This is a genomic window from Nitrosomonas oligotropha (assembly GCF_900106555.1).
GTDB lineage: Bacteria > Pseudomonadota > Gammaproteobacteria > Burkholderiales > Nitrosomonadaceae > Nitrosomonas > Nitrosomonas oligotropha_A.
This window is the reverse complement of record NZ_FNOE01000018.1, coordinates 41,422-66,200: the sequence shown is the minus strand read 5'-3', so window position 1 is coordinate 66,200 and position 24,779 is coordinate 41,422. Positions and strand designations below refer to the sequence as shown.

Annotated in this window: 20 protein-coding genes and 1 pseudogene; 10 read left to right on the top strand and 11 right to left on the bottom strand. The window is 50.0% G+C overall.

The genetic code is table 11. The features are described from left to right. Positions 1–69: 69 nt before the first annotated feature. Entirely contained in the window at positions 70–399 is a 330-nt protein-coding gene (locus tag BLU57_RS16855) for an integrase core domain-containing protein (protein WP_371113153.1), read from the top strand. Between the two features lie 401 nt (positions 400–800). Continuing rightward, positions 801–2,156: a DUF3422 family protein gene (locus BLU57_RS10490; RefSeq protein ID WP_090320350.1), complete on the top strand. Its 1,356-nt coding sequence runs from the start codon at positions 801–803 to the stop codon at positions 2,154–2,156. A gap of 21 nt (positions 2,157–2,177) precedes the next feature. On the opposite strand, the gene BLU57_RS10485 is transcribed toward BLU57_RS10490, so the two are convergent. Next, positions 2,178–3,557 (bottom strand): L-serine ammonia-lyase, encoded by a 1,380-nt coding sequence (locus BLU57_RS10485; protein WP_090320347.1) that lies wholly within the window; start codon positions 3,555–3,557, stop codon positions 2,178–2,180. A gap of 294 nt (positions 3,558–3,851) precedes the next feature. On the opposite strand from BLU57_RS10485, the gene BLU57_RS10480 reads away from it, so the two are divergent. The 5 genes and pseudogenes from BLU57_RS10480 to BLU57_RS10465 all read left to right on the top strand — a co-directional run bounded on the left by BLU57_RS10480 (position 3,852) and on the right by BLU57_RS10465 (position 10,306). Next, positions 3,852–4,076: a (2Fe-2S)-binding protein gene (locus BLU57_RS10480; protein WP_090320345.1), complete on the top strand. Its 225-nt coding sequence runs from the start codon at positions 3,852–3,854 to the stop codon at positions 4,074–4,076. Positions 4,077–4,238: 162 nt separating this feature from the next. Beyond that, positions 4,239–6,200: pseudogene (locus BLU57_RS10475) on the top strand (TonB-dependent receptor domain-containing protein); the annotation flags it as partial. 94 nt (positions 6,201–6,294) lie between these two features. After that, positions 6,295–6,642 (top strand): hypothetical protein, encoded by a 348-nt coding sequence (locus tag BLU57_RS16600; protein WP_371113161.1) that lies wholly within the window; start codon positions 6,295–6,297, stop codon positions 6,640–6,642. A 161-nt stretch (positions 6,643–6,803) separates the two neighbouring features. Next, complete coding sequence (locus BLU57_RS10470) at positions 6,804–8,987, top strand: hypothetical protein (RefSeq protein ID WP_256206236.1); 2,184 nt, start codon at positions 6,804–6,806, stop codon at positions 8,985–8,987. A 245-nt stretch (positions 8,988–9,232) separates the two neighbouring features. Beyond that, complete coding sequence (locus tag BLU57_RS10465) at positions 9,233–10,306, top strand: multicopper oxidase domain-containing protein (RefSeq protein WP_090320339.1); 1,074 nt, start codon at positions 9,233–9,235, stop codon at positions 10,304–10,306. A 99-nt stretch (positions 10,307–10,405) separates the two neighbouring features. Here BLU57_RS10465 and BLU57_RS10460 read toward each other — a convergent pair whose 3' ends face one another. Continuing rightward, a complete protein-coding gene (locus BLU57_RS10460) occupies positions 10,406–11,062 on the bottom strand; it encodes a calcium-binding protein (RefSeq protein ID WP_090320335.1) in 657 nt (218 codons plus the stop codon). A 210-nt stretch (positions 11,063–11,272) separates the two neighbouring features. Here BLU57_RS10460 and BLU57_RS10455 point away from each other — a divergent pair, with 210 nt between their 5' ends. After that, positions 11,273–12,820 (top strand): adenylyltransferase/cytidyltransferase family protein, encoded by a 1,548-nt coding sequence (locus BLU57_RS10455; RefSeq protein WP_256206235.1) that lies wholly within the window; start codon positions 11,273–11,275, stop codon positions 12,818–12,820. A gap of 153 nt (positions 12,821–12,973) precedes the next feature. Here the strand turns inward: BLU57_RS10455 and BLU57_RS10450 are convergent, their stop codons facing one another. The 6 genes from BLU57_RS10450 to BLU57_RS10425 form a co-directional block, all read right to left on the bottom strand. Next, positions 12,974–13,627, bottom strand: a complete 654-nt coding sequence (locus tag BLU57_RS10450) for a PEP-CTERM sorting domain-containing protein (RefSeq protein ID WP_143026964.1) — start codon at positions 13,625–13,627, stop codon at positions 12,974–12,976. 225 nt (positions 13,628–13,852) lie between these two features. Continuing rightward, the gene (locus BLU57_RS10445; RefSeq protein ID WP_090320329.1) at positions 13,853–15,007 is read right to left on the bottom strand and encodes a S1C family serine protease; all 1,155 of its coding nucleotides are present in this window, start codon (positions 15,005–15,007) and stop codon (positions 13,853–13,855) included. Between the two features lie 31 nt (positions 15,008–15,038). Further along, entirely contained in the window at positions 15,039–15,470 is a 432-nt protein-coding gene (gene trxC, locus BLU57_RS10440; protein WP_090320326.1) for a thioredoxin TrxC, read from the bottom strand. Positions 15,471–15,512: 42 nt separating this feature from the next. Continuing rightward, a complete protein-coding gene (locus BLU57_RS10435; protein WP_090320322.1) occupies positions 15,513–15,830 on the bottom strand; it encodes a chaperone modulator CbpM in 318 nt (105 codons plus the stop codon). A gap of 3 nt (positions 15,831–15,833) precedes the next feature. Next, entirely contained in the window at positions 15,834–16,778 is a 945-nt protein-coding gene (locus BLU57_RS10430; protein WP_090320319.1) for a DnaJ C-terminal domain-containing protein, read from the bottom strand. 152 nt (positions 16,779–16,930) lie between these two features. Further along, complete coding sequence (locus tag BLU57_RS10425) at positions 16,931–18,094, bottom strand: alkaline phosphatase PhoX (RefSeq protein ID WP_090320316.1); 1,164 nt, start codon at positions 18,092–18,094, stop codon at positions 16,931–16,933. A gap of 100 nt (positions 18,095–18,194) precedes the next feature. Between BLU57_RS10425 and BLU57_RS10420 the strand changes: the two genes are divergently transcribed. Continuing rightward, positions 18,195–18,581, top strand: coding sequence for a multidrug ABC transporter permease (locus BLU57_RS10420; protein ID WP_090320313.1), 387 nt, complete (start codon positions 18,195–18,197; stop codon positions 18,579–18,581). 10 nt (positions 18,582–18,591) lie between these two features. On the opposite strand, the gene BLU57_RS10415 is transcribed toward BLU57_RS10420, so the two are convergent. Continuing rightward, the gene (locus BLU57_RS10415) at positions 18,592–19,059 is read right to left on the bottom strand and encodes a hypothetical protein (RefSeq protein WP_090320310.1); all 468 of its coding nucleotides are present in this window, start codon (positions 19,057–19,059) and stop codon (positions 18,592–18,594) included. A 304-nt stretch (positions 19,060–19,363) separates the two neighbouring features. Beyond that, positions 19,364–20,278 (bottom strand): HDOD domain-containing protein, encoded by a 915-nt coding sequence (locus tag BLU57_RS10410; RefSeq protein WP_090320307.1) that lies wholly within the window; start codon positions 20,276–20,278, stop codon positions 19,364–19,366. Positions 20,279–20,665: 387 nt separating this feature from the next. On the opposite strand from BLU57_RS10410, the gene BLU57_RS10405 reads away from it, so the two are divergent. Then, positions 20,666–23,044 carry a PAS domain S-box protein gene (locus BLU57_RS10405; protein WP_090320304.1) on the top strand — a complete coding sequence of 793 codons (2,379 nt, stop codon included), beginning with the start codon at positions 20,666–20,668 and terminating at the stop codon, positions 23,042–23,044. Positions 23,045–23,083: 39 nt separating this feature from the next. Here BLU57_RS10405 and BLU57_RS10400 read toward each other — a convergent pair whose 3' ends face one another. Beyond that, positions 23,084–24,697 (bottom strand): multicopper oxidase family protein, encoded by a 1,614-nt coding sequence (locus BLU57_RS10400; RefSeq protein ID WP_090320301.1) that lies wholly within the window; start codon positions 24,695–24,697, stop codon positions 23,084–23,086. Between the last annotated feature and the right edge of the window lie 82 nt (positions 24,698–24,779).

Sequence of the window (24,779 nt, the reverse complement as noted above, 5' to 3'; positions counted from 1 at the left end):
CTTCCCGATAAAACCCAGCATAGTGCAGCTTGCTTTCTCACAAGCACTGTTGCTCAATGTCCTTACCAGATCGACTATGCTTATTCTGACAACGGTAAAGAATTTAAAGGAACTGACAGCCACGCTTTCGTCAAAGCTTGCAGGCAGCACGGTATCGGTCAGAAGTTTACCCGCATCAATCGTCCGCAAACCAACGGTAAAGCTGAGCGGGTTATCCGCACCCTGATGGATATGTGGCACAGCAAGATTCACTTTAAAGACTGCGCCGATCGGCACATTCAGCTTCTCCGTTTCATTAATTTCTACAATACCGTTAAGCCTCACAAGAGTTTGAATAATGCCACCCCTTATGAAATACTCACCGCTTATTTCAATCAACCTATCTGTAAACAACTCTGAGATTTCTTACAAATAGTTTTATTGTCTTGAATAACTTTGTCCAGATAGCGATCAAGGATTGAAGGCGCGGTGGATGGCATGTTGTTTCCGGTGAGTGAGCTTGCGGAATTCTACTATACCGCAGGATTTTTACACGGAATCACGGGCGATTGATCAAGACCATCGTCATTTTTGTTCTCACAAAACCTTCACAATTGCCGTGCTAGACTCGCTGCGTAGTACGTAGTATCTTCCTGAATGTTAGTCGATCAACGTTCCTTGAACGTTGATCTTTTTTATTGTGCGTGGGCGGCTTCTGCTGCTTTAACCCATTCCTCTGCAATCATTCCACAAAAGATTCATTTGCGGGTCATAAAAATTCGGTATGCTACTGGCTCGTTATATTTAGTCGGGCTATTGTTATGGATTCTCCTGCCTCGTTGTCATCCGTTGCCACTGAACTAGGCACGCTTGCCGAAGAAAAATTACTGGCGATTCCGGAATATGCGGAACGGCAGGATCTGCACGCCGAATTGAACGCGGTGGCGTATGAGTTACTGGCGCCGCCGTTTGAGCTTTCGCATTTGGTCTTGCTGTCGGAACGCGACCGGGTCGATCAGGAACGTCAGCTGGTGGGTGAACTATGCCTGCGCTACGGCATCAATCCGCCGAATACGTACGAAAATGATTTCAGCGCGGATTGCGGTGAGTTTCGTTTGCGCTGGGAACGGCATACTGAATATTCAACGTATACCTTTTATCGCGCCAAGCCTTTTGATATGCCGTTTGCGCATCCCGCGATTGGGTATGTGCCGCAGGATTGGTTGGCGCGGTTGCCGGGTGAATTGCTGGTGGCGACGCATATTGCGTTGGAGGATCGCTCGCACCCTAAACGCAGTTTGCATGAACTGGTGAATTTATTCGCATCCGGAACGGTGATCGGCTCCAAAGTGGCGGGCGGCGCGGCGAGTGTGTGGAGTGATAACCAGATTCATGCCGATAATTTCGGCCGTATTCTCATTCATGACGATAACTTGCGCAGCCGCCAGGTCGGACGGCTGGTGCAGCGTTTGCTGGAAATCGAGACTTACCGCATGCTGGCGATGCTGCCGCTGCCCGTGACGCGCAAGATCATACCGCAACTGGCGCGCGCCGATCAGCGTCTGGCCGAGTTGACCGCAAACAGTGCCGGACTGACCTGCATCGAGGATGAGCAGAGCTTGCTGAATGAATTGACCCAGCTGGCGGCGGAAACCGAGCGTTTGTCGGCGCTCACCAGCCACCGCTTCAATGCTTCCAGAGCGTATTACGATATCGTCAAGTTGCGCATTACCGAATTGCGCGAGGAGCGTATCGAAGGGTTGCAGATGTTGCAGGAATTCATGATTCAGCGACTGTCGTCGGCGATGGGGACGTGCGAGCTGGTGCATACCAAGCTGGAAACGCTGTCGACCCGTTTGGGCCGCGCCTCGGCGTTACTGCGTACGCGTGTCGACTTGTCGATGGAAGGGCAGATCCGCGATTTGCTGAAATCCATGGACAATCGCGCGCACGTGCAACTGCGTATGCAAGAAACGGTGGAAGGCTTGTCCGTGGTGGTGCTGAGCTACTATCTGCTGGGTATCGTGGGCTATGGATTGAAAGCGCTGAAAGCGGCGGGGCAGGATATCAACGTCGAGTTGCTGACCGGTATCGCGATTCCTGTCGTGGTACTTGCTGTTTACTTTGTCGTGCGCGGTGTGCGTTCAGTGATCGGCAAATTGCACCGGGATAAGTGACCGGTGCGAATTTGCCCGATGCTAACATTCGGTGATGCTGACTGCCAAGCCGCCGAGCGACGTTTCCTTATATTTTACTGACATTTCCAGACCGGTTTGTTTCATCGCAGCGATGCAATTATCCAGCGACATAAAATGCTGGCCGTCGCCGCGTATGGCCAGCGATGACGCGGTGTATGCCTTGATCGCGCCGAAGCCGTTGCGTTCGATACAGGGTACCTGCACCAGGCTGCCTACCGGGTCGCAAGTCATGCCCAAGTGATGTTCCAATGCAATCTCCGCCGCATTCTCAATTTGTGCCGTCGAGCCGCCTTTGATCGCGCATAAACCGGCCGCCGCCATCGCGGAAGCGGAACCGACTTCGCCTTGACAGCCCACTTCGGCACCGGAAATCGAGCTGTTATGCTTGATCAAGCCACCGATCGCACCGGCCACCAATAAGAAATCGCGTACTTGTTCCTGCGTCGCACCTTCGTGTTTCACGGCATAATAAATGACCGCTGGAATGACGCCCGCAGCGCCGTTGGTCGGCGCGGTGACGACCATATGGCCCGCAGCATTTTCCTCATTGACCGCCATCGCGTAAGCGCACAGCCAGTCGTTCAGGTTGGCTTTCTGCGGATTATTCTGTAATTGCAGATACAAAGCGTGCGCGCGCCGTTTGATGTTGAGTCCGCCGGGTAACCGGCCTTCGGCCACCAAACCTTTTTCCAGGCAGGTGTGCATCGCGTCCCAAATGGCGTCCAGACCGTCGTTCAATGCTTTTTCATTCATGCGTTCAAGCTCATTGCTGCGTTTCATGGCGGCAATCGATAGGCCGCTGTCGGCGGACATTTTCATCATTTGATTGGCGGAATCGAAAGGAAAACCGCACGAACTGGTTGCTTCCATTTTGATTGGCGCGACGATCTGGCCAATCTCGGACAAAGTAGAGATGAAACCGCCGCCGATTGAGAAATAAGTTTCTGTCAGCAGCGTCTTGCCGGTTCCATCCAGCAACTGAAAAATCATACCGTTCGGATGCTCCGGCAGCGGCTCGCCACGATCGAAAATAATGTCTTCGGGTGGATTGAAATGAACGGTGACCGATTCGTTGATCGGCAGCGTATTTTGCTGCCAGAGTTTCTGGAATAGTTCATTGACGTCTAGTTTGGCAAGTCCTTGCGGGGTGTGATTGTGCATGCCTAAAGTCACCGCGCGGTCGGTGGCGTGACCCTTACCGGTAAACGCCAATGATCCGCGCAAAGTACAGCGTACTTGCAGGAAATCCGGAATTGGATGACTAGTGACAAAAGTCTGAATGCGGCCGCGAAAATCCTTGGCTGCAACCATGGGACCCATGGTGTGCGAACTGGAGGGGCCTACACCTATTTTGAAAAGATCAAGAACGCTGATAAACATTAAATTGCCTGTGAAAATTTAGAGGATCTGAGTGATGTTCCGCGGAAAGTGCGTACTGAAAATCGAAGCGCAGTAAGTATGCTATATGTCTTGCACCGACTCAACAAATTTTTGTTGATAACCAAGATAGGACTGACTATCAGGTATTTTATATTCAGTGATAGCGGGTTTGCTGGATATCTTGCATTTCATAAAGAAATGAGTATAATTAAGAATCATTCTCATTATTAATGATCATTAGATCGTTATTTTAAAGACAAGAATTTTTTAAATATAGATCGCAAGGTATTTAAAATGTATGTATGTATTTGCAAAGGTGTAACGGAAAGCGCGCTGCGTGAGGCAGTTTACCAAGGCGCGGGCCGGATGAGGGATTTAAAAGCCAGCTTGGGAGTAACGGAGCAATGTGGTCTGTGCGCGTGCCATGCAAAAGAGGTTCTGGATCAGACATTGGTGCAGAAATCTCAGCTGCAAAATTTTACTCCTCAATCAACTCGCGTGTGCGAAACAGTGGTCTGAGGGAAATCCAAGAATAGTTTTGGCGCAATAAGGATTTCCCGGCAGATTGTGGAATCTTGCCGGTGAATCCGGGTTAGTTATTCAATTCACCGCATTTTAATAATAATATTTACCCTCGAATCGGGTAAGCACTGCAAAAATAATTTTGCACTCACTCTTGATATGACTATTCGTGGTTTTACTAGATACATCTGTTTTTGTGCAGTATTCGTCAGTGTGTGTCTAGCCGCAGTTTTCTTGCCTCAACCTAGCGTTGCACAATCAATAAACACTTCAGCGGCAGTGCGGACCTACGATATTTCTGCCGGCTATCTGCACGACGCACTCACGCAATTCTCACAACAAGCCGGAATTAAACTTGCCTTGGATCCTGCGCTATTGCAGGGGAAAGTCACGCATGGTTTGACGGGTGATTTTGAGATCAAAGCAGCGCTCGATCAATTGCTTATTGGTTCTGGTTTGCAAGTGGCGCAGCGCGACGATGGTTTTGCCATCGTCGTAGTACCTTCGGCCTCTCCTGAACCGGCCGTCACCACATTGCCAGCAATACAAGTCACGGCGAGCAATACCAATCGCTACGCGGCAGTGAGCACCAGTACGGCGACAAAAACCAATACATTGCTGCGGGATGTACCGCAAGCTATCTCGGTGATAACCAATGAATTGATTAAAGATCAATCGGTCCGAAGCATCGGCGATGCGGTCCGTTATGTGCCCGGCGTCGGTATCTCGCAGGGCGAAGGCAATCGCGATGCGCTGGTATTTCGCGGTAATCGCTCAACCGGTGATTTTTTTACCGATGGTATCCGTGATGATGTGGAATATTACCGAGATCTTTATAACATTGAGCGCGTTGAAGTGCTCAAAGGCGCCAACGGCATGATTTTTGGCCGGGGTGGCTCGGGTGGTGTGGTTAATCGTGTCAGCAAGCAGGCGAATTGGAATCCGACGAATGAATTCTCTTTCCAAGGGGGATCCTTTAATCTGAAAAGAATGACCGCCGATGTCGGGTATGTGATTAATGATATGGCTGCGGTTCGCTTGAATGCGCTTTACGAGGATGCTGGCAGCTTCCGGGACGGTGTCAGCATGGAAAGGCTGGGTATCTCCCCGACGGTTACGCTAAAACCGACGCATCGCACCAAGATTATTGCCGGTATGGAACGATATCACGACGATCGCACCGCAGATCGAGGCATTACTTCATTCATGGGGCGGCCTGTCGATGTGGATCGATCGCAATTCTTCGGGGATCCGCGACGCAGCCATGCGAATGTCGATGTACTCGCATTTAATTCTTTGATCGAACATAAATTCGATACCGGCGTTACACTGCAGAATCGCACGAATTATGCGACTTATGATAAGTTCTATCAGAATGTGTTTGCCAGCGGCGGATTGGATGATGTGCTCAATGAAGTTTCGCTGGGGGCTTATAGCAATGCGACTAAACGAGAAAATGTTTTTAATCAAACAAACTTGCTGTATTCCTTAAACACAGGTCCTATTGCGCATACGCTGATGGCCGGTATCGAAGTGGGGCGCCAGGAAACCCATAACCGGCGTGCAACGGGCTTATTTAATAATAGTCTGGCTATGACAAGCCTGCCGGTTTCTTTCAGTAATCCGATCACTCATGTTCCCATTACTTTTAGAACCAGGAATGGCGGCAGGGACGGGGATGTTGATGCATTGAACCGTAGCGTTGTCAACGTGACTTCGCTTTATATTCAGGATCAGATCGAAATCATTCCGCAGCTGCAAGCGATTGTGGGGGTGCGTTATGACCTGTTTGAAGTGGATTTCCAGCAGAAAAATGGCTTGAGAGAGCATTTAAAGACGAGAGACGATCTGATCGCACCCCGTTTTGGTTTGATCTATAAACCTATCACTCCTGTTTCATTTTATGCAACGTATAGTCAGGCCTATGTACCGCGTGCCGGTGATCAGCTGACAGCCTTGAACGTCACGACTGAAACACTAAAACCGGAAAAATTCACAACGCTGGAGACAGGGGTGAAATGGGATATGCGGCCGGATTTAGCGTTTACTGCTGCGGTTTATCAGCTGGATCGCACTAATGTCATCAACTCGGTGGTCGGCGGACAAACTTTTCTGACCAAAGGGCAACGTACCGAAGGTGTTGAAGTCAGTTTGTCCGGACAGTTGACCTCAAATTGGAGCGTGATGGGGGGGGTATGCCTATCAAGTCGGCGAAATCACCAGCGACATCCAAGGCGTTGCGAAGAAAGGCGCGTCGGTAGCGGAGCTTCCGCGTCATACTTTTTCAATGTGGAGCCGTTACGATATTACGCCGAGTATCGGCGCAGCATTTGGTGTGATTCACCGGGATAGCATGCTTGCTTCATTGACGAATCGCGTTACTTTGCCTGATTTTACTCGCGTGGATGCAGCGCTTTTTACGCAATTCACCAAAAGTTTCCGCGGTCAGTTAAATATAGAAAATTTATTTAATACGAAATATTTCGCTTCCGCACAAAACGATTTTAACATTGCTCCAGGTTCACCCATTGCGATCAGAGCGACTTTGATTGCCAATTTTTAGCTCACAAAAATAAAACGATATATTTTTTAGTTGCAGCTGTAAATAATAATAGTTATCATTTGTATTATCGTTAATCTTTATTTTATAGAGGAGTTTGTATGTATTTATTGAGGAGACTCATAAATTCACTAAGTATGTTGTTGATCGTGAGTTTATGTTTCATGGTTGTAATTAATAATGCGGTTGCGGCTTCAAATACTGCGGCCATTGAATCCGCGGTCACTGCTTACAGGACAATTGGAACGTTGCGCAGAGAAGTGTCGATTAACGGTGATGCCATTGCAAATGCTTATGCAGGCGCTTTGCAAACGCTGACGCAAGAGATCGATACTGCCAATTCGTTAAGTCTGGACAGCGATGTGCTGGCGGCCATTGACGATATTAAAAACGATTATGCGCCAAGACTCGCGGCGCAAGTCGTCGACAAGACGTTGCAGCGCGTGTTTTATCAATCGATCTGGAATCGTATCGCCGCTATCCGCGATCAATTTGAAACCGGAACATCAGTTGCTTTAATAGCCATGCTGGACGAATCGGTGGCTGCATTTCAAGCCATCTCCGCTACTGTGGCCAGAGAAAATCAAATATTGACAACTGATCGTCAAGCGCTTGAAGCTGGCAGCAATCCAGGACTCGATGTTGAAGTGAACGATCACTTTTCCAGAATTAGAACAGCATTAAATAAAAGTAATCCGGAAGAAGACTTTGTCACGGTGCAAATCGCCCGTTACGCAATACGGATGTCACTTGCACGCGCTTACTACATTGCGGTATTACGTGAAGTTGCCGGTGCCATTGCGAATAGAGCCGCGGATCCGGAAGAAACCAGCATTGAGCTCAAGGAAGGAGAAATTTTCTATCGTGTTATTGAATCGCTGGTGGCTAGAGGAAACCCTGCTGGTAGCCTGAGGATAAAAGCGCAATTGACAGGGGACTCATCAAAAGTCGTTGCCGATGAGATTGTCAGCGAGTTAGGGAAAGGTTTTATTGGCCGCGTCGTTGCTGAAATGAATGGTCAAGCAAGTGCTATCACGGAAAAAGACCGCCCACATGCCGTGGCCGAAGCGGCGGGTGCGAAATATTTTGCCAGAGTCCTGTTGCCCGATCTCGAATTGCGCTTGGGTGCCGCTGACCGTGGCAGCCTGGAAAAAGAGCTGGAAAATTTAATGACTGCCAGCAATGAACTCAGTGCACCTAAATCCGAGCTGGCGCGCAATGCCATATCGGCTATTCTGACAAAGTATGAAAACGCGCTGAATCGTGCTCAATATGAAGTAGCGCAACATACCCCCATCGTTGAGAATGCGCTTGCCGATTATCAGGCAATCGACAGTCTGCGGAATCAAGTGCCGATCGATGCCGATGCTATCGCAACAAAATATGGCGCAGATCTGCAACAACTGACACAACTGGTCGATCAAATCTATGGGCAAACAATCGATCTAGATGTTTCGGCAGCCATTGCACAAGTTAAATCCGGCGATCAGGTTCCTTTGGCTTTGCAAGTGATCGATAAGTCGCTGCAGAAAATGTTTGCGTTGGTTGTATACAACCGTGTCACGCTGGTTCAGGAGCAGTTCGGCAATTTATCGGCGGATGCACTTGCGCTCGAATGGGATAGAGCGTATACCGCTTACTCGGCGATTGCCAAAACGGCGAATAAGGAAGACAAAGTACTTTCTTCAGACAAACAATCGATTGTGTCGGGTAGCGATCCGGATCTCGACTATCAAATCACCGCCGCCTTTATTCAAGGTAAACGAGCATTCGATAAAACCGACACAGGCGATGCGCAAACATTGGCGCTGGCGAGAGAAAATATCGTCGTTCCCTTGGTCAGGAGTTTTCTGATCGGTGTACTGCGGGAAGTTCAAGGTATTATCGAAAATAGAACCGCCGACGTGGACGAAGCCAGGGAAAAACAAATCGAAGGCGAATATTTTTACCGCATCGTGGAAGGTTTTATCGCCCAGGATAATCTATCGGGAAGCAATCAGATCAAAGCTCAGTTCACGGGTGCACTGTCCAATGTCGTTGCCGATAAGATCGTCAGTGAGATCAGCAAAGGTATCCTGGGGCAGGTAGAAAGAAGTATTCATCAAATCGAAGCCAATTTCACAGCCGATAAGAATCAAGCGATGTTGGCCTTGGAAAGATTGTCGCTGTATACCGGCGTTTTCTTGGCCGATCTCGGTCAGCGCTTGAATGCATCGAAACGCGCCAGTCTGGAAAATTCAATTCGCGACCTGAAAGACGCGATCAATAACGGCAATGCAGATAGAGCCGTTGCATTGCGGTCAATAATGACCGGAATTCTTGCGGAATACGAGAGTAAGTTGTTGTAGGACAGACTTCCTCCCTCGCAGTCTTAGCCCTTCTGTGAGGGGGAATTGTGTTAAAGAGATTTACTCGCGGTATTTCAGATCCGGCTCCGCGATCGCGGAGCCAGCCGTAGCCAGCCACGACACCCCCTGTCTATAGCTAGCCATTCTTATCACAGGTGCGATCGCAGAATATAAGCGATCGCTGCTAGCGCTAAATGTAACGATTACATGCAGTGAAAGATGGTTAATAAAAGGACGTTATTGTCATGCAGAAAAAATTTGGTTCTATGGTCGCTGTTATCGTCTGGCTGGCATTAGTTGCCAGTCCGGTATTGGCAGCTCGGGAATATTGGATAGCGGCAGATGAAGTGCAATGGGATTATGCTCCTGCATTTCCTATCAATCCGATGACAGGCAAGGAATTTGCCGCCGAGCAACGGGTATTTATCGAGCAAGGAATCGGCCGCCGGTATCTGAAATCGATTTACCGTGAATATACCGCAGGATTCCGCGCGTTAAAACCACGCCGCGCGGAAGAAATGCATCTGGGGATCTTGGGGCCGGTCATCCGTGCCGCGGTCGGTGACCGGATCGTCGTGCACTTTAGAAATAACACCCGCTTTCCTGCCAGTATCCATCCGCATGGGGTGCGCTATACCGCTGCCAATGAAGGTGCGCCGCATTCACATGTAGCAAGTAACGAACATCAACCGGACGGTGTAGTCGCGCCGGGTGGGGAATTTACCTATTCGTGGGATGTACCTGAACGTGCTGGACCAGGTCCGAATGATCCCTCATCGATTGCCTGGATTTATCACAGTCATGTCGATGAAGCGGCTGATACCAATGCTGGATTGATCGGCCCGATAATTATTGCCAAGCGTGAATTTGCAAGCCAGGATGGAGTGCCCAGAGATGTTAACCGTGAATTTATATCGCTGTTTACCGTATTTGACGAGAATGCCAGCGTGCATCTGGCAACCAATCTTGCCGCCTGCAGCGGAATTTGCGATCCCGGTGTGGACGAATTCCAAGAGAGTAATTTAATGCATAGCATCAATGGCTTGGTTTATGGTAATAATCTCGGTTATTCCATGCGTAAAGGGGAGCGGGTGCGCTGGTACATTCTGGGTATGGGAACCGAAGTCGATTTGCATTCCCCGCATTGGCACGGCGCCACGTTGTTGCACAACGGTAATCGCCTGGATGTGACGGAAGTATTGCCAGCGGCTACCAAGACCCTGGATATGCAACCCGATGTCCTTGGACGATGGATGTATCACTGTCATGTCAATGATCATATCAATGCTGGCATGATGACGAACTTCATCGTTGAATAAAACTTATCTTTAAAGAAGAAAAGAAAATGGCCAACCCTGGAAGATCCGGGGTTGGCCATTATGAGTAAGGAAGAACTAAAGGAGAATTGAGAATGAAGCTTACAGATTGAATACAATCATGTCGGCGGTAATCGCATTTACGTTGACGCCAACCAGCTCAATGGAAGCCGCGCCATTGAGAAATTCAGCGGTAAAACCGGCGTCACCGTTATCGGTGATATTCGTGATAAAAGAAAGCAGTTGCGGTACCGAATCGATTCCGAGGGCTTGTGAATCGAAAAATAACCGGTCTTCACCAATCGTGAAATCCGTGACTTGAAACCTTCCATAACCATAGAAGCCAAAGGTATCGTTGCCGCTTTCCCCGGTGAGCCGGTCGAGATCACCCTGCACAAGTGTTCTTCTGCCGCCTTCTACAGTGATGATGACCGGCTTGCTGCCACCCGCTCTCAGGATATCGTCGCCTGCGCCGCCAAATAATTTATCAGTACCTTCCTGGCCGTCGATATCGTCATTGCCATCTCCGCCTTTCAGCGTATCATTGCCATCCCCACCTTTCAGCGTGTCATTACCGTTTCTGCCTTCAAACTCGTCATGCCCTGTACCCCCCGTGATGGCATTGTCTAAGTCATCGCCTATATACAGTAAATCATTGTCGGTGAACCCGGCGGAACCAATCCCTTCAAAAGGAAAACCATCGATAAATTTGACCGATCCCGATCCTAGATTGGGACGAGGTCTAGTGGTGACTGCCATGATGTTGCCTCCTATTTCTAATCTGATGTGTGCATTTAACAAATAAATGCGGTGATTTTTCTGCCTTGTCTCATTATATTGAATAAATAATAATGAGAATGATTCCTATTATAGTAAATAATGGTTAAAATGCAATCTTTATTATTGCCGATTATTGGAATTGGAAAGATTAAGTGGCTGGAAATAAAGCAATAGCTGCTAAATATAACCATGAAACTTGATGAATTGTTATTGAAGGCAAAGGAATTAATCATCGCTGGCAAGTACAACGATGCCGACGGGATTCTCGAGCCGTTGAAAAGTGAATATCCGCTATCCCCGGAGGTTGCGCGCGTGTGGTGTTCGTTGGCGATGCGCACGGGCCGAGCGGACGATGTGCCTGCATACGCCGCAAAAATTTATGCGCATGTGCAAGGTGATTTTCACAAAGCACACTGGGCGCATGTGCTCGGAACCGCGAGTTTTATTTTGCTGGATTTATCCACCGCGCATGCGCATTTTACCTACGCGCTGAATCATCTGATGGCGCTGGCCAAATCCGGAAAAATCCCGCCGCAAAAAGAACAAGTCAAACCTGGCCAAGCCGATGCGAATGCGTTCGCTTCCGGAGAAGCGGAAAAATTGCTGTGGCGCACCTGTGCGGAATTAGCTCGGCAGGATATTCCGGTATTTCCTTTTGCGGGCACGCTGTTGGGCCTGATTCGAAATGGATGTTTACTCGATTTCGATAAAGATCTCGACATCGCCGTGCAAATGGAATTCTGGGACACTTGTTGCGCGGCATTGGAGCAGGCGGGCTGGGCGCGTGCACCGATGCGGATCGAATATGCCAATTATCGCGATTACGTGCACCCGGAGTTGGGAATTACGCTCGATGTTTGCGGTCTGCAAGCTCGGGGCAAACAGATCGTCGGCGGGTTTGCGTTGCCAGGTTATCCCGATGAATATCAGCGGGTATCGGTTTTTCCCAAGTTCGATCTGACGCAGCGCGATACAGACTTTGGCACAGCCTGGTTTCCGCGTCAGCCGGAAAGAATTTTGACCGCATTCTACGGTGACTGGCGCACGCCAAATCCCAACTGGGATACCGTGATATCCGCATGTAATCTGGAAAACTTTACCCAGCTCGTGCGTTGCTATGCCTACCATAGACTGATACAACGCTGGCTGCTGGGAGACTTGGCCAAAGCATGGTGTTACGCGCACCAGATTGTCATGAAGGACCCCGACGACGTACTTGCACTGCGCAGTCGGCAGTGGATGGAACGCGCCATGACGCGCCTAAACCGGGAAATTCCCGTGTGGCCGAAAAATCGGCAGCAAAAACGCGTGTATACCCGCATGGTGGCCGACCTGTTTCATGAAGGACACGTGAGTTTCTTGCGTGCGGCGCGTGCACTGGGTACGCATTTAACCGTCTGCGTGGTTTCCGATGAACGGGTGGTGGAAAACAAAGGCAAATTGCCCGTCATGAAGCAAGCGGAACGCGCCGCGGTCGTGGCCGCCTGCAAGTATGTCGACGCCGTCATGACGGAAACCCCCGCGAGTGTTACCCCGGAATTCATGCAACAGAACGGCTTCGATATTTATACTTTCGCCTGCGCCTCGGAACAAGAACGCCGGGATAAATATAAACTGTGCGAATCCTTACCGCCGGAGATGATTCAGGAACTGACCTATACCCCCGGCATCTCCACATCCGAGCTGGTTATGCGTATATGGGATGGTGCGGGAAAAGAAGTTTCAGGGAAAAAATAGAGAAAATGTCCATTTCCGGCATTTTTCTTTTTTTAGAGAATAACTTATATGTCAGGATGAAGTTACGCAGAACGAAGATGATGCGGCAACCTCCAGGAATAAAACCATAAAATTCCCGGAGGCAGTTAGTTTATTAAATCATTCAGAACTTCATTAGATATGTGTAGCCATGCAAGCAGTAGATTTTTTGCGTCGTACTGTAAAACCTATCAAGCCCAAGCCTATTAATAACATAATGTAGGTTCTCGGTTCTGGTACAGGGACAGCAGCTACTACATTATCCAGTGCCCATCTTATGCTGCTACTGCCGGAAATGGTGACTTCAGATACATCGGTTAATTCAAGCGTGAAAGTTCGCATTCCTTCGGTAATTACAATGGGTGATCCATTGGCGAAAATTGTTTTAGGTGTGCTGCAGTCGTAGAAGCACTCAGAAATTGTCATATCGATGCTGATCAGATCGAACACACCGCCTCCAGTTCTTGTAATATGGACACCAGTGTATGGACCTCCAACGGGAATCCACGAATCGGGGATCCATGAGTTAAAAGTCAAACTGTTGGTTCCGTTACTGTTTGGTATGGAACCATCCTGTATAGTCATAAAACCACCGCGACTTGTAAAGATAAAGCCATCAGTAAAGTGAGAAAAACCTCTACCAGGAACCATAGAATCAAATAAAAGACCTACTTCTGCATTACTTGCCGGATCATCGAATGTAATAACAGTGTTTGCTTGAGAAGGAATACTTATTAACGTTGCAGTAATACCAATGACTGCCATAAATTTATGTATGAGATTTTTCATTGTTTACTCCTATCTTTTGAGTGAAGTATGAATCAAAACGATGCCACTCTAATTAACCGGATTAAGTAAGTACAGACTTCAATGGCATCGACAAAGACTATTAGACATGATTCTCACTGCCCAATTTGGAGAATACTCGGATGGAAATGAGAAAATCAAATCTTTCTTCGAGTTAGTTATCCAATCTTTTTATCGCTTTACTGACAAAAAAGCTAGTCACCAAAATCACTCACCCGGTTGCAGTGTAACCGGCACTTCAATTTTCTCACCTCGGCGTAGCACCGTAAGCATGATGGTGTCGCCGACCTTGTAATTATCGATACGGTTCAGCAATTTTTCTACTGAGTCCATCGGTTTTCCGTCAACGGCAACAATGATGTCATTGGCGATGATGTTGCCTTCCGGTGTCAATACGGCGCCTATCAGTCCGGCGGTATCGGCTGCGGAGCCGGGGCCGATGCTTAAGATGACGACGCCAGTTACTTTCAAGTGTTGCGTCAGGCGGTTATTGAGTTTGCTGTCGACAGTGATGCCCATGGCCGGACGGATATATTTGCCGCGGCTGATGATTTGCGGAACGACGCGGTTGACGGTATCGACCGGCACGGCAAAGCCAATCCCCGCGCTGGCGCCGCTCGGGCTGTAAATGGCGGTGTTGATACCGATCAGACGGCCGGCGGAATCGAGCAGCGGGCCGCCGGAATTGCCGGGGTTGATGGCGGCATCGGTTTGAATCAGATTGTCGATAGTGCGGCCATCGCCGCCAGGTAAGGAACGATCCAACGCGGAGACAATGCCGGTGGTCAACGTCCAGTCCAGACCGAACGGATTGCCGATGGCGAATACTTTTTGTCCCACTTTAAGGTCGTTGCTTGTGCCGATTGGCACCGGGGCTGGCCGCTGGAAGCCGATGCCGATTTTCAGCACGGCGATGTCGTGCGCCGGGCTTGCGCCGACCAGGGAAGCCTTGTAATCGCGTCCGTCGGCCAGACGCACGGTGGCTTCGCTGGCGCCTTTAACTACGTGAAGATTGGTGATGATGTGCCCGCTATCATCCCAGATAAACCCTGAGCCGGTGCCGCTAGGGACGGAAAAAATATTGCGCGACCAGGCATCCATGACGCGCTGGCGGGTGGTGATAAACACTACAGAATCGCGTGAATTTTCAAACAATTCGATGGTGCTTTTCTCATCCTCGGCCAGATTGCCGCGCGCCTGAACGACGCGCGGTTCCGCGCTCTCTTGCTGGTTTTGACCGGAAAAGAGATTGAAATGAAAAATATTCGGAAAATAGTGGTAAAGGAAGCTGTGAAAAAATAACACCAGCAATACACCGGCCAGCGTGTACCAGATTAAACGGGAAAAGAATCCGTTGGGCATGAATATTCGCTCCTTTGTTGATTATTTTTCATTATTTATTATAGGCTTGTGCCCATCGTATCAGATCGTGTCCGCTCATCGCGCCCGATTGCCGGGCGATTTCCCGGCCGCCTTTAAATAGTACCAAAGTTGGAATACTGCGAATGTTATAACGTGCGGCCAATCCTTGCTCTTCTTCGGTATTGACTTTGACCAGGCGCATGCCGGGTTCCAGCATAGCGGCTGCTTCGGCAAAAGCTGGAGCCATCATGCGGCATGGACCGCACCACGGCGCCCAGAAATCTACCAGCAGTGGAATGTCGTTATTGGCAATGTACCGGTTGAAATGACTCTCCGTTAACTCAACCGGTTGCGCGGTAAACAATGGCTGGTGGCAAGCACCACACTTAGGCGATGCGCCGAGGCGGTCTGCCGGAACGCGGTTGGTGGCATGGCAATGCGGGCACACGATATGTAAAGACATGGCGGGATTTCCTGTGTAGTTTATCGATCGGACGGAGATTACTTAATCTGCATCCAAGCCGGATGCTTTCAGCCGGGCGCGCAGCGAATCGATTTCTTCGATCAGATCGGCGACCAGACCGGCCAATTCGGGATTGCCTTCGAAATCGCGCTCAATCATGATGATTCTTTTGACGCGCATAAAACTGCGGCTATCGAATAGCCAGATATCCGGATCGGTGCCGGTCGCGCCGTCATTCAGCAATAAACCCCACTGCACGCGTTCGATGACCCATTCCCGGCTAACGTGGCAGCTGTGCGCCAGTTCATCCAAACTGAACAGAGCATCTTCAAGTAAAACAGCATCGATTTCATGCGGCATGGCTTAGACTCCGAGATTCTGGCGCGGATTGAATGCGAGTTCCTGCGCCATCGTTTGGTAAAATTCACGCGCTTTTTCCGTCGCGGCGGGCGGCAGCACCACTTCCAGCACCAAATACAAATCGCCGGGCGTGGCCGCCGGAATGCCGCGGCCTTTTAAGCGCAATTTGCGTCCGGATTGGGAGTTTTCCGGCACGCGCACTTCGACTACGCCATCCGGCACCGGTATTTTGACCGATGCACCAAGTGCCGCTTCCCACGGTGCAATGGGCAATGTGGCATAGACATCCTTGTTTTCGATCCGGTAACGGTTATGCGGATTGAAGTGCACTTCCAGAAACAAATCCCCGGCGGCTGCTCCGGCATGCCCCGGGCCGCCTTGTCCGGCCAGCCGGATCACTTGCCCGGCGTGCACGCCTTTGGGAATGCGCACATTCAAGGTATGTTCGGCGAGCACGGTGCGCCCCTGATTGTCGAGTTTCGGCATACGCAACGTCAGGCTGCGCGTGGCGCCATGATAACTGTCTTCCAATTCGAGCATGATTTTAGCGTGATGATCTTCACCGCGCATGCGATGGTGGGCGTGGCGGGCGCCAGCGCCCATTTTTCCGCCGAATAATTGCGCAAAGAAATCGCTGAAATCCGCTGCCTGCGCACCATCAAATCCGCGCCCGCTGAATTCAAAACCGCTGTCCCATCCGGGTGGCGGCTGAAAATCACTGCCCGGCTGAAATCCGCCTTGCCCGAGCTGATCGTAAGCGGCGCGTTTTTCCGGGTCGGAAAGCACGGCATAGGCTTCGTTGACTTCTTTCATTTTCGATTCGGCGTCCGTTTCCTTGGAGACATCCGGGTGGTACTTGCGCGCCAAGCGGCGGAACGACTTCTTGATTTCTTCCGCCGTCGCATCGCGCGAGACATCCAATGTTTTGTAGTAATCCTTGAATTCCAAGTTAATCCCCCTCGTTGATCACGCTGTTACCGCGTGTCTGCATTATTGCCGCTTTCACTCTGAAAATGAAGTTTCATGCATGGCCATAAAACCGGCCGCAGTTTCAGGCTACATGGGTTCATGGTATCGATTTATCAAGTATCGACGCGTATTTAGAATGGTCCGGAAATTTCAAACGTCATGCCATCCTCAGCGCGCCCGGTTTTGCCGCGCTGCGAGCTGAAATACAGACGCGAACCATCCGGGCTGAGCGCCGGGCCGGTGATTTCCGAACGGTCATGACCAACCAGCTGTAAGAGCGGTAAAACTTTTCCGGCGGTCAGAACCACGATCTGCATATCGCCGCCATCCTCAGCCACGAGCAATTCACCCGCGGCATTGCCGGTGATATTGTCCACGCCGGTCAATACCGGCAAGAGGTATGAAGCCGCGTTGTAGAGAATGCTCAGATGCTGCCGATGCGCATCGTACGCCCACACGCGGTTGTCGCCTTTGGTTGAGAAGTAAACGATGCCGTGGTGATACCAGATGCCCTCGCCACCGTTAAAACGGGTGCTGCTGGCGACCTGTTTACGCGTTGTCGTGGTGTTGGCGAGCGGATCGGGCAGGGTATGCCAACGCACTGCGCCAATGCGGCCATCGATGACCTCGGCCACTTCCAGCACACCGTCATCGAGATTGGGATTTCCGGCGGCATCGAATGTCCGCGCAGTGTAGCGATACAAACAGCCATCCGGCTGATCCTCGGTGAGATAAAGCTGTTTGTTCTGCGTATCCACCGCGACCGCCTCGTGCCGGAATACACCGAGCGCGCTGCGGACTTGCGCTGCCTGGCGGCCAAACGGATCGCATTCCCACACCCGGCCGGTATCGGTTTCCTCGCATGACAGCCAGGTCTGCCACGGCGTATGCCCGCCCGCGCAATTGCGGTTAGTGTGACTCAGAACCGGATACGCATCGGCAATGTCACCTTGAGAATTGAAGCGCAATGCGCCTGCACCGCCCGCCTGTTTATCCAGCTCGCTATTGGACACATAAATCCAGCCGCCATCCGGGGCGGCAAACGTGGCTCCGCCATCCGGTGCGGCATGCCAGCGGTAATCGAAAAGCTTCTGACCCGAATGCGCGACGATGCGCGAAGTAAAGCCCGCGGGTAAACGCACGCCGTTCCGGTCTGGCGGAAAGAGTTCACCCAGACCTGCCAGCGAAGCTGCCGACTGGACAGCAGATGGCAGCAAGGCATTGCCAGCAAACGCACCCAATCCCATGAAACCGTACTGCAATAACTTGCGCCGCTGCGGATTAAATGTATTCATACTGACGATAGCCTCATGTGGTAAATCCAAGCGATAGGTGCACGGGAGATAGTTTACAATGCTGCGCTGTTAAATGACCACTCAACGGATATACGCTGCAATGATTCAGATCCTTAAACCACTCGTCTCTTTTTTGATGTTTTTGATTGTACTGTTTTTTATCAGCACGATTCTAACGATTACAACCGGCTTTCCTGCCTGGCTTTCCGCCACCATTTCGGTTGTCTGCGCAACCTTCGCCGCGTGGTTTACTTGGAAACTGGTTGCCGGAGAAAGAATAGGTACTTTGGTTGCGGTTACCGGCGGCGCATTAATACTGGGCGGACTATTTTTTACCCTGGGTTTCCTCGGGCCGATGGCCATTTCCAAAGACACCAACCAAGGGCCGATGATCGGACTCTTTATCGCAGCGCCGCTAGGGCTGGTTGTGGGAGCGATTGGGGGATATGTTTATGCGGCGAGGCAGAATGTGAGCACGGTGGATTGATGGATTTTTATTATTGATCGCGGTTTTTTTGAAGGTCTTTTGGATATCGCTCATCTTCTGACATAAAGATACCAAGAGAATCACAAATACTTTCTTTCCGTTTAGCACTTTGTTGATAACTGGTTATTTCTGCGGTCAGGTAAACACTTGATAGAGCGATCAGATCTGTAGAAGCAGACAAAACCTTAGCTCTCGAGGGAAGTCCAAACAAAGCAGATGAGTAATCGTACTTTGGAACAAGATAAAGCGATGCTTGAAGTTGTGATGATAATGAGCGTAAATGTCTAGATGTTTCTTCTTCCCTTTCTTTGCCTATCAATCCAGGATTTGCGATAACTTGACCATTTTCAATCAATGAATGAGAGATTTTTCCAATAATTTTTTTCATCTCATGAACTGGTTCTATCACAAGCTTAGAAATTAGCTGTCCGGCTACATATACACTAACCCCACTGATTATAGTCAGAAAAACATCCATGTTAATCTCCTGTAAATTTATCCAAATCAATTAGATATATTTTACTCTTCAGAGATGATAAAGAATGATTAAGTAAGTGCCTTTTTAAAAAAAGGCAACTTAGGTTCATAGAAAAATAAACCTGAGCTATTTTTCAGTACTTACAGCGAAGAACTGTTGTGCACGATATTTTTGTGAAAATTGTTTGCCATTGAGGGTGACAGGATATTGACCTACTTCATCATGCCATTAAATCCAGTTTCCCGGCGTTACAGTTTTCATGTGAGCATCCTGTCGAATCTATGATCAATCCGCTATCTTTGAATTAGATGATGCTGATCAATTGTTTAGCTTGCTCCGCGACACTGCTGATTTGCTCGGCGATGCTGTCCGCTTTACCAGGGTCGATGCCAAGAGCGATCCATTCCTGTGGAGTAATTTCTTGCGCGGTGGATTCGATTATCGCAAAATCCGGCAGCATTCGCTCGGCCAAGTTGACGAGCCTTACCAGCGGTTGGCCGATTTCAGCGTTCGCGCTGTTGGGGATGTGGTGATAGCGGATGACGGCAATGATTTCAGCCGGTAATCCCCAATGGATGCCGAGTTGTGCGCCGATTTCGCCATGATGCGTGCCGAGCAGCGCATGTTCTATTTCCAGCGGTGATGCATCCGATGGTGTGCTGAGTTTTTCGTAGAGTGCGTTGCACGTATCCTTGGCAATAATATTAAGCACGTTGTAACCGATGTCGTGCAGCAGTCCCGCGAGGAAGATTTGCTCGTCCACCGGTCTGGTTTTTGCGGGCATGTGTTTGGCGATAACGCGCATGGCTGAGGCTATGGTCATGCTGTGAGCCCATAGATCGGCGGATTTCAATTTGCCTTCAGGCGGTTTGGTCAATGCCGAAACGGTTGCCATGCCGATGGCGACCGATTTAATTTGCGTCAAGCCGAGATACATGGCGGCATCGATGATCGACGTGATAATGCCAGGCGTGGCGAACAAAGCGGAATTCGATAATCCGATGATCTTGGCTGAGATCTGCGAGTCTTGTGCGACCAGCTTGAGCATCTGCGTTTCGCCTTGATCTGTGTTTAACGCCAGTCCGAGCAATTTTTGCGCAATGACCGGCATGGCTGGCAGCGTATTGATGCGTGCGAGGATTTGTTCCAAATCGATAGGGCCGGATATGGCGGATTCTTCCGGCCGGTATTTCATTTCATTGCATGCAATCTGATTCATGTTGTTTACCTATTATTAATGCGTAACATTGATGCCGTTCCAAAATCATTAAATTATCGATGGCCGGAATGCATGCCAGGATGTGTCATTATAAAAAGCTGGTGTGGTTTCTATAGGATAAATAGCGATGTGAAAGGTAATCTTTTTCGCGATTCTCTCGATACTGACGATGAAAATTAGTTTTCTCAGTGGTTTATCGTGATGAGCGGGATCGAATTGCGGGTGTTATGAGAGACTGGGTGGCTATGATGATAAATACCGAAGCGCCTGATGCTTTTGACCGGAAATGCGTGCGCGGTTTGATACGATTGAGCGGATAATCATCGGTCAGATAACCTTTTACTTCGTTGCTCAGCCATGCTTTCTCATGCAAATTACTCGTAACTTATGATGCATAACGCCGCCGCTCGTTTCCTGTCTTGCCTGCACAATAGGCAATTCATTTATTTACCGGTATTCGTGGTTGGAATTTGCCTTCTGCCGGTCGGATTCTATGTCGATCATTTGCATTCGCGAAACCAGGAGCGCGATCTGCGTGATGCGGTATTTACCCGGCTTAGCCTGTTGCGTGCCACCCTGGAAGGTAACATCACCAGTAATGCGCAACTGGTGCAAGGTTTGGTCGCGTCGGTTTCGGTTGAGCCGGATCTGCCGGCGGATAAATTTGCCCAATTGGCTCAATATCTGTTCAAAGGCCGCTCGCAATTGCGCAATATCGGCGCCGCGCCCGATTTAATCATAAAGTATATGTATCCGCTCGAAGGCAACGAAGCGGCCATCGGGTTGAATTTCCGCGATCATCCCAAGCAACTCCAAGCCGTGTTACAAGCGCGCGACAATAAAAGTCTTCTGTTAGACGGGCCGGTTGATCTGGTTCAAGGTGGGCAAGGTTTTATCGCGCGTATTCCGGTATTTCTCGACCGTCAACAGTCTGGCGAGGGTAACGTATTCTGGGGCGTGATCTCCGCTGTGATCGATGTGGAGCAGTTATACCAGGCAAGCGGTTTACTGGCCCTTGCTGAGGAATTTGATATTGCGCTACGGCGGAACGGCGGGCCGGAAAACGGCAAGGTGTTTTTCGGAACCGGTCAGATCTTCGATCAGCGTCCTGTACTACTCGATATCTCCTTGCCGGATAATGGTTCCTGGCAGATGGCGGCAGTCCCCAAAGGCGGCTGGGCCGCTGCGGGCGGCAATTCTATTTTTTTTCGGTTGGGCCTGATTCTGAGCGGCATTTTAATTCTCCTGCCGCTGGTTGCGATTGCCAGATTTCATCAGAAAAACCGGGATAGTGAGACACGCCTGAGAGCGCTGTTTGTAATGTCACCGGTTGGTATCGCCTTAAACGATTATGCTACCGGTCAATTCATCGAATTCAATGATGCTTTGTTAGCGCCTACCGGTTATTCACGCGAAGAATTTCTTAATCTGACGTACTGGGCTATTACACCGCCGGAGTATGCCGCCGATGAGGCGCGCCAGCTTGAGAGTTTGCGAGCGATGGGCAGTTTCGGTCCTTACCGGAAGGAATATATCCGCAAGGACGGTAGCCGGTATCAGGTTCAACTCAACGGTGTCGTGATCCGCGATGCTTCCGGTCGGGAGTTGATCTGGTCGATTATCGAAGATATTACCGCGCGCTTGCAGGCGGAACAGGCGCTGCGGGAAAGTCAGGAACGATATCAACGCTTGGTGGAAGACATCGGCGGTAAATTTGTCATTTATAGCCATAAAGCGCTGACAGGGGAGCTCACCTACATCAGCAGCGGTGTCGATAAAGTTTTTGGTATTACGAAGGAAGAGGCCATCGGAAAATTCTGGGATGGCATCGTTAATTGGTATCCGGACTCGCTGGATCATGCTTATTCTGTCGTTACCCAGATTGCGCAAGGAAAAATTGATTTTGTGCAATTCGAAATGAATTTTGTTCATCCGGATGGCAGCGAGCGCACGATCCTGGTCTCGGCGCATCCGGCTAGCGATGCGAACAGCGATCTGTGCATCGAGGGTATCGCCGAAGATATTACTGAGCGCAAGGCTGCCGAGGAGGCGCTCATTTATGCCCGGCAAGAAGCGGAGCGGGCCAACCAGGCCAAATCCCAATTTCTTTCCAGTATGAGCCATGAGTTACGCACACCTCTGAATGCGATTCTGGGGTTTAGTCAGTTAATTGAGCTGGAAGACCCTGACAATCAACATTTGAAGTACATCAGAGAAATCAGGAATGCGGGTACGCATTTGCTGGCGTTGATTAATGAAGTGCTGGATTTGGCCAGAATCGAATCAGGGCGGATTGATCTGAAATTGGAGCCGGTTGAGATTGGCCCGATTATCGAAGCGTGTATCAGTCTGGTGCAGACCCAAGCGGATAAGCTGAGTGTTCAACTGGTACAGGTTGGCGTGGCCGATAAGGTTCTGCATACCGATCGAGTCCGGTTTAAGCAAGTCATTCTCAACCTGATATCCAACGCCGTTAAATACAACCGCAAAGGCGGCGCAGTGCATATCGACGCGAGAGCATCATCGGACAATCCGGGCTATTTGCGGATCCTCATTACCGATACCGGGAACGGTATCGCGACGCATAAAATGGCGGAACTCTTCCAGCCGTTTAATCGATTGGATGCTACGAATAGCGGCATTGAAGGGACCGGTATCGGACTATCCATTACGCGCCAGATTGTCGAGTTAATGGGCGGTACGGTCGGTGCCGACAGTGAATTGGGTGTGGGCAGTACTTTCTGGATTGAATTGCCAGTGGAATAGGCGCGGTAAGTCCATCAAACCGATTTGTGATCAATCAAATCAACTGACAAAGAAATTGCGCATCATGCCCATGTCTTCGTGCTCCAAGTTGTGGCAGTGATAAAGAAATAAGCCGGTATAGTCCTTGAAGGGTTTAATGATTTCCACTTCTTCGCCCGGCATGACCAAGACAGTGTCTTTCCAGCCGCTGGTAATGAATCCGTCCTTGACCGTATCGTAAGCACCGCCCGGGTTGTTTTGCTTGCGCGACAGAATCTGAAACTGCTGGCCATGGAGGTGGATGGGATGCGGCAATGCCATCATCATACCCATGCCGCCACCCCGGCCGCCGCGCATTCCTCCTCCCATTCCTTGGCTATCATGGGATATTTTGATTTTCTGAACGGAATTCAGCGGAATTTTTTCCTGCTCGGAATAGTTTTGCATCTCAAACGTTTTGCCGTTGAGATTGAATGCCATATGCCGCATGCCGATGGTAATCGGCACCGTGGTGTCGGGATGGGTAACATCCGTGGTAGTCAAGCGGCGCAATGGAACCAGTGTGGCCGGTAATGCGGGTGAATCGCCGATTTGCTCGGTGATGCGGAATTTAACGACGGGAAACACGTCATTCTGGCCTGAAGCCCCGTCCATCATACCCATCCGGCCCATACCATGGCGCCCGCCTCCCATGCCTCCTCCCATATGCGCGGCAGATCCCTGATAGGCCAGATTTTGCAGCGTTAGATTGGAACCGGGTTTGCGGCCGCTGAAGTCGACCCACAGTTCGACCCGTTCGGCGGGTGCGAGCATGATGTAGGGGAAGGTTTGCGGTTTTTCCAGTAACCCGCCATCGGTGCCGATCGCAATGAGCGGTGTGCCATCATCCCAACCCAGCTTGTAAATTCTGGAGTTTGATCCATTCAGTATGCGCAGGCGGTACGCCCGTGTTTTAACGGCGATAGCGCTGTCACTTTGGCCATTCACCAGGATTGTGTCGCCCAGAAAGCCGCGCATGCGTTGATGCATGTTCAGCATGTAGCGTAATTGATTGCCCTGCGAGAAACTGCGATCCTGGATGACCAGCGGAATGTCATATTCACCGCTGGGTAATTCCAGTCTACGCTCAGCTTCGTCCGTAATGGTGATCAATCCGGCCAAGCCTTGATATACCTGAGAAGCCATTAATTCATGGGTATGTGAATGATACCAGTTGGTACCGGCTGGGTTTTTTACCTCAAATTCGTAAACATACTGCTCGCCATGATGGATCGCATACATCGGATGGCCATCCATCAATTGTGGCACATGCATGCCATGCCAATGGGTAACGCACGGTTCCGGTAATTGGTTATGAAAGAATATCCGGACTTTCTGACCCTGTTCAAAATTGAGGATTGGCCCTAAGTAACCGGGCAATTCCTTGAGTGCGGTCTGAGGCCCTTTGAGTAATTTTCCAGTGTATTTGAAAACATGCGTATGGGCACCCGGCAAGATAGGAATATCGGCAGTCTGGGCGGTTAATGCAATTTCAACGTCGGCTTTGAATGAATGGTCGGGCGTTTTGTTAATAACGCGGTTTTCGGCAAATGCGAAACCGGGCATGGCGGCAGCCAGGGTACCTAAAGCGGTATATTGCAGGAACTGACGTCTTTTATAATCAATGTCTGTCATGATTAACCTCTCGTGTGATTAACAATGAGTTTCGAGCGGTGCACATCAAATTGCGGATGATTCCGCTGTAACTATTTCCTGG